Raw genomic sequence first — 13,080 nt, forward strand, 5'->3', positions numbered from 1 at the left:
GGCCCCTGTGGGAGCGACACAAGGCCGCTCCTACAATTGACCGCGTTAAACCGATCAAAGGGGATCAGGCACCACGGCGATCACATCGATTTCCATTAGCCACTCGGCCTGGGCCAACCCGGCAACCACCAGCCCGGTGGAAATCGGGAACACGCCTTTGAGCCATTTGCCCACTTCTTTGTACACCGGCTCGCGGAAGCGTGGGTCGGTGATGTAGGTGGTGGTCTTGACGATGTGCGACAAGTCCGAGCCGGCCTCTTCGAGCAACTGCTTGACGTTTTTCATCGCCTGCTCGGTTTGTGCCTGTGGGTCACCCAAGCCCACCAACTTGCCTTCGAAGTCGGTACCGACCTGGCCGCGCACATAGATGGTGTTACCGGCCCGCACAGCCTGGCACAGGTCGTTGTCCAGGGTCTGGTTGGGGTAGGTTTGCTTGGTGTTGAACATGCGGATGCGGGTATGGGTAGGCATCAGTGGGCTCCGAGGGTGCTGACGTTGCGGATCTTGGATTGTTGCTGCTCATCCGCAGCGCGTTGTTCACGGTCGCGGTAGGCGGTATAGGTGCGTTGCGTGGCGATGTGCCCGGCGACGTGCTTGGCGTCGTGCCACACGCCCCAGATGAACGACGAGCCGCGGCGCGACAGCCACGGCAAGCCCAGGAAGTACACGCCGGGCTCGCGGGCGACGCCGCGCTGGTGCTGCGGCTTGCCGTTGGCGTCAAAAGTGTCGACCTGCAGCCAGCTGAAATCCACGCCGTAACCGGTGGCCCAAATAATGCTGGTGACGCCGGCCTTGGCCAGGTCCAGTTGCTGCAGCGGGTTGACCATGCATGCCGGGTCGGCCAGGCGATGGCGTGCTTCAGGTTCTTCTGGCAGGTCGAGGCCGTTGCGTTCGATGTAGGCATCGGCGGCATCCAGCAGGGCCAAGTAGTTTTCATCGCCGCGGTTGATGTTTTCGACCAGGTTGTCTTGGAAGTGCGCCACGCCGTTGGCGAACGACTGGGTCAGGCCGACCAGGGTCATGCCTTGGTGGGCAAGGGCACGGAAGTCCACGGTGTGGCCACCCCGCGCGCCGCTGACAGCGATGGTCACGTGTTCGCGGCCGGGCTTGGCGATTTCTGCATCCCACTCACCCAATACGCCCAGCCACCAGCAAAAGTCGCGGTTGCGGTAGGCGCGCGGTGGGCGATCGTGGGCGCCGACCGAAAGGTATACCTGGCGCCCGGCACGCATCAGTTCCTCGGCGATCTGCACGCCGGAGGAGCCGGCGCCGACTACCAGCACAGCACCTTCGGGCAGTTGCTCGGGGTTGAAATAGGCCGCCGAGTGGATCTGGTGCAAGTTGCTGTCTTTCGGCGCGATGGCCGGGATCACCGGCTTCTGGAATGGGCCGGTGGCGGCGACCACACGGTTGGCGCGGATCACGCCTTCGTTGGTTTCGATGGTAAAACCAGGGCGGTCACTGTTGCGCAGTACTTTCTTCACTTCGATGCCGGTGCGAACCGGCAGGTTGTACGTGCGTACGTACTGCTCGAAGTAGTCGGCCACCTGGTCCTTGCCGGCGAAGGCATCGGCGTCGAGGTTGAATTGCAGCCCAGGGAAGCGGTCGTGCCAGACCGGGCCGTTGGCCACCAACGAGTCCCAGCGGCCCGTGCGCCAGGCCTCGGCGATGCGCTTGCGCTCCAGCACCAGGTGCGGCACGCCAAGCTTGCTCAGGTGTTCGCTCATGGCCACGCCGGCTTGGCCGGCGCCGACGACGAGGGTGTCGATTTCGAGGTTGTTCAGTGTCATGTCCGAGCCCTTTGTCAGGCGGTTTTTGTCAGGTCGGTTTGGAGGACCGCCGTTGCCTGGGGCCAGACTAGGGATGCCGTGGAAATGGCGAAAATAGTATTTAGCTGGGGCTTGCCTATAAAACGGCGAAGGCCCCGAATTTTGTGGCGAATCAGATGGAGGAGCGGGCTTTGCCCGCGAGGCGCCGCGCGGGTGGCGCTGGACCTCCCAGGCAATGCAGGTGCCACGGCGAGCACCGCGCATTCGACATGCGCTGCCCGAGCGTAGTTTTTTCCTGCCTAACCCCTCGGAAAAAGGTCGTTTCGCCTGCCCGAAGGTTCCACCCAGAATGCCGGGTATCGCACAGCACACAGGAACCATGACATGACTTTCTCCATCATCGGTCGTTGCCAGGAAACCGGCCAGGTCGGTATCGCCATCAGCTCGTCAAGCATCGCCGTGGGCGCCCGTTGCCCCTGGGTGCGGGCCGGTGTGGGCGCGGTCGCTACCCAGAACATCACCTTGCCGGCGCTGGGCCCACAAATTCTCGATGCCCTGGAACAGGGCCAGTTGCCGCCTGCGGCGGTGCTGGACCGGGTGCTAAGCGCTAATGGTTGGAGCGAGTACCGCCAGGTAACGGTCATCGACAGCCACGGCCAGGTGGCACTGTTCACCGGCCGCGAGGCGCTGGGCACGCACCATGCCGTGGCCGGTGAGCAATGCGCGGCGGCGGGCAACCTGTTGGCCTCGCTTCAGGTAATCGAAGCGATGGTGCAGGCCTTCGAGCAGGCGGCTGGGCACCTGGCCGACCGCCTGCTGGCTGCCATGCACGCGGCGATGGCCGCAGGCGGCGAGGCCGGGCCGGTGCACTCGGCGGCGTTGAAGATCGCCGGTGAGCTGACCTGGCCGCTGGTGGACCTGCGCGTGGACTGGGCCGATGCCGACCCGATTGGTGTGCTCGATGGCCTGTGGCAGGCCTACCGGCCGCAGATGCAAGATTACGTTACCCGCGCGCTCGACCCGACGCTAGCGCCAAGCTATGGGGTACCGGGCGATGAGTGAATTTGCCAGCCGCGCGCTGCTGGCCCGGTTGATCGGCTTTGCCACGGTCAGCCGAGATTCCAACGTGGCGCTGATCGGCTTTATCCGTGATTACCTGGCCGAACTGGGGGTGGAAAGCGAGCTGTTCCATAACCCGGAGGGCACCAAGGCTAACCTGTTCGCCACAATCGGCCCCCAGGACGTGGGTGGCGTGGTGCTGTCTGGGCATACCGATGTGGTGCCAGTGGACGGCCAGGCCTGGACGGTCGAGCCGTTTGCCCTGAGTGAGCGCGACGGCTGCCTGTATGGCCGTGGTACGGTCGACATGAAGGGTTTCATCGCTTCGGTACTGGCGGCGGTGCCCGCCTTCCTCGCCCAGCCATTGCGGATGCCGGTGCACCTGGCGTTCTCCTATGACGAGGAAGTCGGCTGCCTGGGTGTGCGCTCGATGCTCGCGGCGCTTGCACAGCGCCCGCACAAGCCGCGCTTGTGCTTGATTGGCGAGCCCACCGAGCTCAAGCCGGTGCTGGGCCACAAAGGCAAGCTGGCGATGCGCTGCCAAGTACAGGGCGCGGCCTGCCATTCAGCGTATGCGCCGTATGGGGTGAATGCCATCGAGTATGCAGCGAAGTTGATCGGCAAACTGGGCGAGATTGGCGCGGCACTGGCGCAACCGGATCAGCATGATGAACGCTTCGACCCACCGTTTTCCACCGTACAGGCCGGTGTGATCAACGGCGGCAGGGCACTGAACATCGTGCCTGCGCAGTGCCAGTTCGATTTCGAAGTGCGGGCACTGCCGGGTTTCGCAGCGCAGACGGTGGCCGACCAGTTGCAGACCTATGCCGAGGCCGAGTTGCTGCCGCGCATGTGCAAGGTCAATGCGGCCAGCGCCATTCGCCTGGAACCGTTAAGTGCGTACCCGGGGCTGGCCACTCCGGCGGACAGCGAGGCGGCGCGCTTGGTGGCGTTGCTCAGTGGCTCGGAGCAGTTTGGTACGGTGGCGTTTGGCACCGAAGGCGGATTGTTCGACCAGGCGGGCATCCCGACTGTGGTGTGTGGGCCTGGGAGCATGGACCAGGGGCACAAGCCGGATGAGTTTGTCAGTGTCGAGCAGTTGCGGGGGTGTGATGCCATGTTGCTGAGGTTGGTGGATTACCTCAAGCAGGCGTGACAGCGGCTCCCGGCCTTGCGCGGGCTGTTGTAGGAGCGGCCTTGTGTCGCGAAAGGGCCGCAAAGCGGCCCTAAAGGGTTTAGAAGGATGCCTTGACCTGCAACCCAACCACCAGCGCGTTGTCGATGGCTTTCCCGGAGAACGCCCCCGGCTCGATGATGTACTGCACATCCGGGCGTAGGTTCAACCACGGCGTGGCCTGGTAGCCGTAGCTCAGTTCGATCAACTGTTCGGCGCTGTCGATGTCGGGGAACTGTTGGCCGGCATCGAACGCGGCATCTTCCAGCACGTCGCGGCTACGTGGGTTCGGCACGGCACGGCCGTAGCCCAGCGCCACGGTATCCTTTGGGCGGCCTGCGAACGGCTGGTACAGCACCACGCCGGCGCCATACCACTTGGTGAACGGCGAAGCGGCCTTGCTCGCTGCCGAATACTGGCCGAAGGCATGCAGGCTGCGGCCTGGCAAGCCTTGGTCACTCCACACCGCCTGGTCAATCAGCAGGTAGTGGCCGCCGCGACCGGAAACTTCCTCGTCGCTGCCGATGCGCTTTGCATCGGAGCTGTCGTAGTAGTAGCCCAGTTTGTACTCGCCAGGCAGTTTGCCCTGCAGCTTGTACACCAGCTCTACTGGTACCACGGTGCCGGTGGTGTGCTTGGGCCCCAGGTGCCAGGCGCGGCTGGAATTGCCATTGCTTTGCGGGTCAACGTTGAACGCCGCCACGCGCAGTTGCCAGGCCGGCGACAGGTCGTACTTCACCCGCACGCCGAGGTGGGCATTGGGGTAGTTGGTCCAGCCACTGCCACCGGACATGTTCAGCGGGTGGCCGCAGAAACCGGCGTTCATGAAGTTGCACAGGATGCCGCTGTCCAGGCCGCCCAGGTCGTTGCCCATGGCCATGTAGCCGAGCTTGACGTTGAGCGCCGGGGTGAACAGGGTGCGCTCGTAGCTCAGCTCGGTCAGGCGCGTGTACAGGCCACCGTAGTTTTCCTGGATCGGCAGGCGGTTGCCCACCAGGTCTTCCGAGGCGCTGTTGCCACGGCGGTCGTTGATGGTCAGCTGGACCTTGCCGCCGTTGTCCAGGCCATACAGTTTCGACAGGTCGAACTGCACGCCCAGCTTCAGGTTCTGCGAGTAGCGTGCCGAGCGGTGCAGGCCGCCGTGGGCGTTGTAGGCGGTTTCGCCGCTGTAATCGCCGCTGAACTTGACGCCGTCTGCTTCCAGCTGGTGACGCAGGCCGCCCCAATCACCGGTCAGGGTGCTGCGGGTCAGCAGGTTGTCGTCGGCCAGGGCGGTGCTGCTGGCGAGGGCTAGCAGCAGGGTGGGGGTGATGCGAATTGCGGATGGCATTGCAGGGTCTCGGGTTGTTATTCAGGGCCCATTCGCGGGCAAGCCCGCTCCTACAGGTTCAACGTTGATCCTTGTGGGAGCGGGCGTGCCCGCGAAGAAGGCGACGCGGTCTTACGGCAAGGCGTAAGAAATCACGTAGTCGCCACGGTCAGTCGATTGGCGCGCACCGCCAGCAGTGATGACTACGTATTGCTTGCCGGTTTTCGGCGAGACATAGGTCATCGGGCCGCCCTGGCTGCCCACGGGCAGGCGAGCCTTCCAGATTTCGCTGCCGTTGCTGCTGTCGTAGGCGCGCAGGTAGAAGTCCTGGGTGCCCGCGATGAACACCAGGCCCCCTTGGGTCGACAGGGTGCCGCCGAGGGTTGGCAGGCCGACCTTGATCGGCAGGTGCATGCGGATGCCGAGGGGGCCGGTGTCTTCAACGGTACCCACCGGTACCTGCCAGGCCACCTGGCGGGTCTTCATGTCGATGGCGGTCAGGGTGCCGAATGGCGGCGCCTGGCACGGAATACCGGCCACCGACAGGAAGCGGTTCTTGTTCACCGCGTACGGGGTGCCCTTGAGCGGTACTGCGCCCATGCCGGTGTTCAGCGCTTCGCCACCGGACGCTGCGCCGCCTTTGTTCTGCGACGGGATCATCTGGATCCACAGGCCAAGGCGCATGTCATTGACGAAGATGAAGCCATGCACCGGGTCGGTGGAAATGCTGCCCCAGTTCATGCCACCCAGCGAACCTGGGAAGCTCAGCGACAGGTCGGTGCCTGGTGCGGTGTACAGGCCGTCGTAGCGCATCTTCTTGAAGTCGATACGGCACAGCAGCTGGTCATACGGGGTGGCGCCCCACATGTCCGACTCGGTCAGGGTTTGCGCGCCGATCTGCGGCATGCCGACCGACTTCGGCTGGGTTGGGGAATACGGCTCGTTTGGAATGTTACTTGGCTTGACCGGCACTTCGTCGACCTGGGTCAGCGGCTTGCCGGTGGCGCGGTCGAGCACGAAGATCTGCCCGGCCTTGGTGCCGATCACCACGGCAGGCACCGACTGGCCGTCGTCCTTGGTGAAGTCGATCAGGCTCGGCTGCATGGGCAGGTCGAAGTCCCACAGGTCGTTGTGCACGGTCTGGTACACCCACTTCTGGTTACCGGTAGTGGCGTCCAGGGCCAGCACCGAAGCGCCATAGGTGTGGTCCAGTTGGTTGCGCTCAACGCCGTAGATGTCGGTGGACGACGAGCCCATTGGCAGGAACACGGTGTTCATCGCGGGGTCGTAGGACATCGGTGCCCAGCTGTTCGGGGTGCTGCGCACGTAGGTGTTTTCACCTTGTGGCGCCTGGCGATCTTCCGGGTTGCCTGGGTCGAAGGCCCAGCGCATTTCACCGCTGATTACGTCGAAACCACGGATCACGCCGCCTGGCATGTCGGTCTGCACGTTGTCGGCGACGCGGCCGCCGACCACCACGGTGGTGCCGGCCATCAGCGGCGCGGAGGACAGCTGGTAGTAGGAGTCTGGCACGTTACCCAGGCCGGCCATCAGGTTGACCTGGCCGTTGTTGCCGAAGCCCTGGCAGAACTCGCCAGTGTCGGCATCGACGGCAATCAGGCGGCCGTCGATGGTGTTGGTCAGCAGGCGACGCTGGCAGTTGGCAGCGGCCGGCACACTAGCGGCTGTGATCGGCGAGCTGTTCGGCTGGGTTGGCTGGGCGATCGCTGCGGTGGCGTCGAAGTAGGCCATGCCACGGCAACGCTGCCAGACCTTGGACTGGGCGTTGATCGCGTTCTTCCACAGCTCTTTGCCGGTGTCGGCATCGAGAGCGATGAGGTTGTTGTGCGGGGTGCAGATGAACACCTTGTTGCCGACCTGCAGGGGGGTGAGCTGGTCTTCGGCACCGTTACCATCACTGATGGCCACGTCACCGGTGTGGTAGGTCCAGGCCACTTGCAGCTTGTTGACGTTGTCGCGGTTGATCTGGTCCAGCGCGGCGAAGCGGCTGCCACCTTCGGTATTGCCGTAGTGCGCCCAGTCCTTCTGTTGCATGCCGGTTTCCACCGGGGTCATGCCCGGGCCTTTGCCGGTAGGCGCGACGCTGGGGTGGGCAACGAACATGTTGCCGGCGGCAATCAGCAGCACCACGGCCATCACCCCGGCAACGCCATAGGCACCACGGCCGGCGCTGGCGCCGCTGGCGCGGGCCAACAGCGGGTAGACCAGCGCCACCACCAGGCCGATTGCGCCGAACATGAACAGGCGCGAGAACAGTGGCCAGAACACCAGGCCAGTGTCGCTCAGCGCCCAGATGGCGGTACCCACCAGGAACCCTGCGTACAGCCAGGCGCCAGCCTGCTTGCGGCGCGCGATGAGGACGCCGGCGATGGCCATGGCCAGGCCGCCTATCAGGAAGTACCAGGAACCGCCCAGGCCAGCGAGCTTGACGCCGCCCGCAGCCAGGAGCAGGCCGAGCAGGGCGATGATCACGCCCAAGCCGACCAGGAGGATGTTTGTGGCGCCAGAGGCGCGCGGTGTGTCTTTCATGCCAGGGATCTCAGCAGGTGGAATGCGCGCAGTCTAATCCCTTAGCTTGCTAATTAACAAGTTGGTACATAATTTTATGAGGCTGATTGTCGCAGGGTGGGGCCCGCTAAGGTGTGGCTAAAAGTTTAGATCGTGCGCTTAAAATTGCATTAAACGAGGTGTTCATGAAGGTTAAACAACCCGCATTACGGCGTTGGTCGTACTTTGATTCTCCGGGCTTCACGCAGGCCACGGTGCGCCACTGCCGTAGAACACTGCGAGCCAGATGGTGGCTGTGCCGGGGGCGGTCCATTCCACGCGATGGCGGGCGTGCGGTGGGATGTCCAGGCAATCGCCCGGCGCCAACAGGCGGGTATGGCTTTCGTCCTCGAAGCGCAGGCCCGCAGCACCCCTGAGCAGTACGATCCATTCGCCTTCGGCCTGGTCGTACCAAAAGCCGGGCGGGCTGGCTTGGCCCGTGGAGACGATACGTTCCACGCGCACGCCCGGGCGGCTGAGCAGTACGTCGACACGTTCGGCAGTGGTGGGGTCGAAGGGGGGCAGGGCAATCAACAGGTTGTTCGGGGTCATGGCAAGCCTCGCTGGAAAGGGGGTTGTTCCACTATGGACGCAATTGCCACCCGCCGCGCTTCTTGAGCCGCCCGCCCGTTTGTAAGAACTTTCCGAGATTTGGAAAATGGGCCGTCGACGGACAAAGTCTTGGCGATAGGGCCGTTAGCCAGCCTTGCTGACCGTGCTACCGCCCAAGCGGCAACACCACGCCAATCAAGGCGAACAGGCTGCCACAGCAGCGGTTGAAACCTCTGCCACTCTTGGCCAGCCAAGGCCGTATGCGAAACGCCAGCCGCGCCAATAGGTATTCCACCACGAACTCAACGCTGGCAAAAGTTGCCGCCATCACCCCGAACTGCAGCAGCAGCCCACGCTGCGGGTCGATGAATTGCGGCAGGAAAGCGCCATAGAACAGCAGCACCTTGGGGTTGGCCATGGCCGACAGCAGGCCTTGACGGAACAGGCTGGCATTGCCAAGCCGCGCGCTTTGCTGCGACAGCTCCAGGTGCAGGCCAGGGGTACGCCACAGTTGTATACCCAGCCAGATCAGGTATGCGCCACCTACCCACTTGAGCACACTCAGTAGCGAGGCCGAGGTCTGCAGCAAGGCGCCAAGGCCGAACATCGCCAGGGCGATGAGGGCGCTGAAGCCGAACACCCCGCCAACGATGGTGAACAGCGTCCGCCGGGCGCCGTACAGCGCGCCGTGGGTCAGGGCCAGCAGGCTGTTGGGGCCTGGGGTCAGCGACAGACCGATGCTCGCCAGCAGGTAGAGGAGCCAGGTATTGAGTGCCATGGTAAAAATGCCTTGTGGGGTACCGAGGGCGCCAGTCTATGGCGCTGTACTTGACCAAGCAGAGTATGATCTGGACATTCGATGGTCGTATTTGGACACCGTACCATGCTGCCCGATATCCGCTTGCTCATCATGCCGTTACCGGACTTTGCCCTGCTGCCGTTTGGGGCCTTTCTCGACAAGTTGCGTTTCAGCGCCGATGACGAGGACTACAGCCAGCAGCGTTACTGCAGCTGGACCGTGGCGGGGCTCACCCTCGACCCGGTAGCGTCGAGCAGCGGCGCGGTGGTGCAGATGGAGGCCGTGGTCGGCCAGCTCGAACTGGCTAGTTTCGACTACTTGGTGGTGTTCGGCGGCCGCAATGCCATGGCCACTGCCGCGCTGGCCCCGCGTTACCAGGCCCTGCTCAGGCGGGCTAGCAAAGCCGGGGTCAAGCTGGTGGGGGTGGACAATGGCGCGTTCCTCCTGGCGGCCTGTGGGGTGCTGCAGGGGCACAAGGTGGTGGTGCATTGGCGTCACGAAGCGGAGTTCCGGGCCGCCTTCCCGCACTTGCAGGTGTTGCCCGAGCAACTGTATTGCATCGACGGCAGCCGCATCACTTGCGCCGGCGGCACCGCGGCCATCGACCTGGCTGTCGCACTGCTGTCACATGCCTGTGGGCGCACCCGGGCGCTGAAGGGGTTGGCCGACATGTTGGTGGACGAAACCCGCGACAGCCGCCATGCCTTGCGCTCGCTGGAACTGGGGGCCGGGCAGGGGCGCCAGGTACAGCGTGCGCAGGCACTGATGCGCCATCACCTGGGTACGCCGTTGGCGCTGGAGCAGTTGGCCGCTGAGCTAGGCATCAGCCGGCGCCAGCTGGACCGGCAGTTTCACGCCAGCCATGGCATGAGCGCCAACGCCTGGTGGCTGGAGATGCGCTTGCAGCAGGCGCGCTGGCGCTTGCTCAACTCCAGCCATAGCCTGGCGCAAATTGCCGATGAAGTGGGCCTGGGCGATGCCAGTTACCTGGGCAAATGCGTGCGGCGGCGGTTTGGGTGCACGGCGCTTGAGCTACGACAAGGCCGCGCCGGGGATCGCGCCAGCCAGGTTTACTGCGGCGTCCCGAACAACCCCGTCCAGTAGATGCCCGCATCGCTCTTCGGGTCTACCGCATAGGCAGCGCCCAGCTCACGGAAGTCTGGGTTCATCAGCGTGGCGCAATGCCCCGGGCTATCGAGCCAGCCATCGACTACCTTGCGCGCGGTATCACGCCCGGCGGTAATGTTCTCGCCAATTTGCTGATACAGGTAGCCCGCCAGTTCGGCCCGGTCGCCGGGGGTGCGGCCATCCTTGTCGATATGGTCGAAGAAGTTCTGGTTGGCCATGGCGCGGGTGTGGTTGGCAGCGACCCCGGCCAGCGTCGTGCTCCAGCTAAGTGCGGGGGCCGCGGCGAAGGGCTGGCCGCCGCACTGGCGTGGTACCTTGCGCGCAGCGTTGATTTCCTGCAGTACCTTCTGCCCCTCGGCCTGCCAGTCGCCCAGGCGACCGCTGAGCAACGGCCGGGCCAGCACGATGCGCCAGTCGCGGCCCTCCTGGCTGACACCGATATCGACGAACTGCGGGTCGAGCACTACCTGGCAAAAACTCTCTTCGATGGCATGCATCGCGGCGCGCGCATCGCGCGGCCCCGACAGGCTGATGGCCTGCACGTTGACCATGGGATAAGCGGCGCGGGTCATGGCTTGCTGCAGGTCCCGGGTACCTTCTGGCGACAGGGCCAGGCGGGTATCGCTGTTGAGCGGCGGCAGCTCCAGCGACGCTTCGCCACCACAGGGCTGGGCCTTGCTGCGATAGACATTGATCGAATCGATCAGTTGCGCCTCTTCGCCGGTGGCGGCCAGTGCCCCGGTCGAGACGACCAGGCCCAGCGACAAGGCGGCAACGGATGGCAGGACGCGCATGTAGATCTCCCTATGGCTGGCAGCGTCGTGGTAGGCGCTGCCCATCCTACACAAGCCCAGGGCTTTTGGCCCGGGATCGTGCAAGGCAATGAAAGCGCCGCCGATGGTTGCCGGCAGCAAAAGAGGGAGTAGACCATGGCTAGTCGGAAAAGTGCGAAGCGTTGGTAATCATTCGTATCAAGCGCCCGTTTTTTGCCCTTATTCGCTGCGCGCGGGTATCAGCGCGCCACCGCCTGGTGCGGTTTGTAGAACAGAAAATGCGTGGTCTGCGCTGTCTTGCGGTAGGCCTTGGCCCAGTCTGGGTGCACCGTACGGTCATGAAAGTACAACGCGCCCCCGGTGGGGTCTTTTAATTGCTGGTTGAGCGCCTTGCGCGCGATCTCCTTGGCAATGTCGTAGCGTTGCGCTTCCTCGACTTGGTCAGAGCGCCCGTCGCACCACCAGGAGAACTGGCAGGCCTTGCTCTCCACCCCCTGCTTGACCACGCCGCAGATGGTATCCGGGAAGCCATCGTGGCCCAAACGGTTGAGCACCACGCTGGCCACGGCGGTCATGTCTTGGGCGTCGGCACCCTTGGCCTCCCAGTAGATGGTGCGGGCCAGGCAGGTGATGCTGTCATCCAGCGGTGCTTTGCCGGCTGGGTCTACTGCCTGCGCTTCACCCGGGGTGAGGGTTTCGGCCTTTTTCGGAGGGGGGGCGTCATTCACCACTTTCTCCTCAAGCACCTCGGCTTTGTCCTCGGCGACGGCGGCTTTGGCCGCAGCGGCGGTGTGCAAATGGCCTGCAAGCAGGGCCGTGGCCAAACCAATCACCATCCACGAAAGGCGCATGGGCAAGCTTCCGAACTGTGGGCTGCTTCACAGTCTAGCCAAGCGTTAGCATTAACACCAAAGGCAGGGTGGCGGCGGCCGCCACGGTTTGCAGGGCAATGATGGTGGCCATCAGCGGCGCGTTGCCGCCCATCTGGCGGGCCATCACATAAGCGGATGATGCGGTGGGCAGTGCCTGGAACAGCACCGCCACCACTGCCGCCTGGCCACTTAGGCCAAGCACCCGGCACAAGCCCCAGGTGGTCAGCGGCATGACCAGGAACTTGAAGGCAGAAGCCGCCATCAGCGGGCGTACCTGCTGGCCCAGGCGGGCGCCCCCCAACGCTGCACCGACGCACAACAGGCCCAGCGGCAGGGCCGCCTGGCCCAGGGCCTTGACCGTGGGTTCGATACCCGCCGGCAAGCCCAGCCCAGTGGCACGCAACAGCAGCCCACCCGCGCAACCGACGATCAACGGGTTGGCGAAGATGGCCCGCAACACCGTGGCCGTTGAGCTGTGGCGAGCGCTGAAACGGGCGAACACCAGCACGCAGAGCAGGTTGACCAAGGGCACTATGGCGGCGTTGGCCACCGCCGCCAGGGCGATGCCGGCGCTGCCGTAGATACCGGCTGCCAGGGTGGCGCCGATGTAGTTGTTGAAGCGGATACCGCCTTGAAACACCGAGGTGAAGTCGGCGCCATCGTGGCTCATTGCGGCCTGGTACAGCACCAGCAGTACGGCCCCGGCCAGGGTCGAGAGCATCAGCACGCCGACCATGCCCAGCACCGGTACGCCATCGAGGTTGGCGGTGGCCAAGCCGTGGAGGAACAGCGACGGCAGCAGTACGTAATAGCTCAGGCGCTCGGCGCCGGGCCAGAAGCTTTCGGCCAGAAAGCCACGCAGGCGCAGGAAAGTGCCCAAGGCTATCAGCAAGATGATCGGCAGCAGGGTAGTGAGTAGCAAGTGGAGCATGGTCAGCGTTCCGTGGACGGGTACGGGTACGGGTACGGGGCAAGACTACGGGGGCGGATCGATCTGTAAACACATTGTGTTCTTCACTGAGCGGCATTTTCAGGCCCGGCCCTTTCGTCGGCAAGCCAGCCACACAGGTAAGGGCC

12 protein-coding genes are annotated in these 13,080 nt (G+C 64.2%); 3 read left to right on the top strand and 9 right to left on the bottom strand.

Annotated features, from left to right (window positions below; all coding sequences use genetic code 11):
• Positions 1–54: 54 nt before the first annotated feature.
• Both DV532_RS11005 and DV532_RS11010 read right to left on the bottom strand, forming a co-directional pair.
• The gene (locus tag DV532_RS11005) at positions 55–471 is read right to left on the bottom strand and encodes a RidA family protein (protein ID WP_056800997.1); all 417 of its coding nucleotides are present in this window, start codon (positions 469–471) and stop codon (positions 55–57) included.
• On the bottom strand, positions 471–1,790 hold the full coding sequence (locus tag DV532_RS11010) for an NAD(P)/FAD-dependent oxidoreductase (RefSeq protein ID WP_056800999.1): 1,320 nt from the start codon (positions 1,788–1,790) through the stop codon (positions 471–473). Before DV532_RS11010 ends, DV532_RS11005 begins: the two co-directional genes overlap by 1 nt.
• A 363-nt stretch (positions 1,791–2,153) precedes the next feature.
• Between DV532_RS11010 and DV532_RS11015 the strand changes: the two genes are divergently transcribed.
• Both DV532_RS11015 and argE read left to right on the top strand, forming a co-directional pair.
• Positions 2,154–2,831, top strand: coding sequence for a DUF1028 domain-containing protein (locus DV532_RS11015; RefSeq protein ID WP_056801002.1), 678 nt, complete (start codon positions 2,154–2,156; stop codon positions 2,829–2,831).
• Positions 2,824–3,984 (top strand): acetylornithine deacetylase, encoded by a 1,161-nt coding sequence (gene argE / locus DV532_RS11020; protein ID WP_056801004.1) that lies wholly within the window; start codon positions 2,824–2,826, stop codon positions 3,982–3,984. The genes DV532_RS11015 and argE overlap by 8 nt, the downstream gene beginning before the upstream one ends.
• A 79-nt stretch (positions 3,985–4,063) precedes the next feature.
• On the opposite strand, the gene DV532_RS11025 is transcribed toward argE, so the two are convergent.
• The 4 genes from DV532_RS11025 to DV532_RS11040 all read right to left on the bottom strand — a co-directional run bounded on the left by DV532_RS11025 (position 4,064) and on the right by DV532_RS11040 (position 9,209).
• Complete coding sequence (locus tag DV532_RS11025; RefSeq protein WP_056801006.1) at positions 4,064–5,332, bottom strand: carbohydrate porin; 1,269 nt, start codon at positions 5,330–5,332, stop codon at positions 4,064–4,066.
• Between the two features lie 111 nt (positions 5,333–5,443).
• Positions 5,444–7,861, bottom strand: coding sequence for a glucose/quinate/shikimate family membrane-bound PQQ-dependent dehydrogenase (locus tag DV532_RS11030; protein WP_056801008.1), 2,418 nt, complete (start codon positions 7,859–7,861; stop codon positions 5,444–5,446).
• Positions 7,862–8,080: 219 nt separating this feature from the next.
• Entirely contained in the window at positions 8,081–8,431 is a 351-nt protein-coding gene (locus DV532_RS11035; RefSeq protein ID WP_056801010.1) for a cupin, read from the bottom strand.
• Positions 8,432–8,597: 166 nt separating this feature from the next.
• Positions 8,598–9,209 carry a LysE family translocator gene (locus tag DV532_RS11040; RefSeq protein WP_056801012.1) on the bottom strand — a complete coding sequence of 204 codons (612 nt, stop codon included), beginning with the start codon at positions 9,207–9,209 and terminating at the stop codon, positions 8,598–8,600.
• Between the two features lie 105 nt (positions 9,210–9,314).
• Here DV532_RS11040 and DV532_RS11045 point away from each other — a divergent pair, with 105 nt between their 5' ends.
• A complete protein-coding gene (locus DV532_RS11045; protein ID WP_056801014.1) occupies positions 9,315–10,334 on the top strand; it encodes a GlxA family transcriptional regulator in 1,020 nt (339 codons plus the stop codon).
• Here DV532_RS11045 and DV532_RS11050 read toward each other — a convergent pair.
• The 3 genes from DV532_RS11050 to DV532_RS11060 form a co-directional block, all read right to left on the bottom strand.
• On the bottom strand, positions 10,301–11,152 hold the full coding sequence (locus tag DV532_RS11050; RefSeq protein WP_056801535.1) for a CAP domain-containing protein: 852 nt from the start codon (positions 11,150–11,152) through the stop codon (positions 10,301–10,303). The two genes, DV532_RS11045 and DV532_RS11050, sit on opposite strands and share 34 nt — an antisense overlap.
• Positions 11,153–11,370: 218 nt before the next feature.
• A complete protein-coding gene (locus tag DV532_RS11055; RefSeq protein WP_056801016.1) occupies positions 11,371–11,982 on the bottom strand; it encodes a cell wall hydrolase in 612 nt (203 codons plus the stop codon).
• Between the two features lie 34 nt (positions 11,983–12,016).
• The gene (locus DV532_RS11060) at positions 12,017–12,934 is read right to left on the bottom strand and encodes an AEC family transporter (RefSeq protein ID WP_056801018.1); all 918 of its coding nucleotides are present in this window, start codon (positions 12,932–12,934) and stop codon (positions 12,017–12,019) included.
• Positions 12,935–13,080: the final 146 nt, after the last annotated feature.

It is taken from the genome of Pseudomonas sp. Leaf58, from assembly GCF_003627215.1.
Taxonomy (GTDB): domain Bacteria; phylum Pseudomonadota; class Gammaproteobacteria; order Pseudomonadales; family Pseudomonadaceae; genus Aquipseudomonas.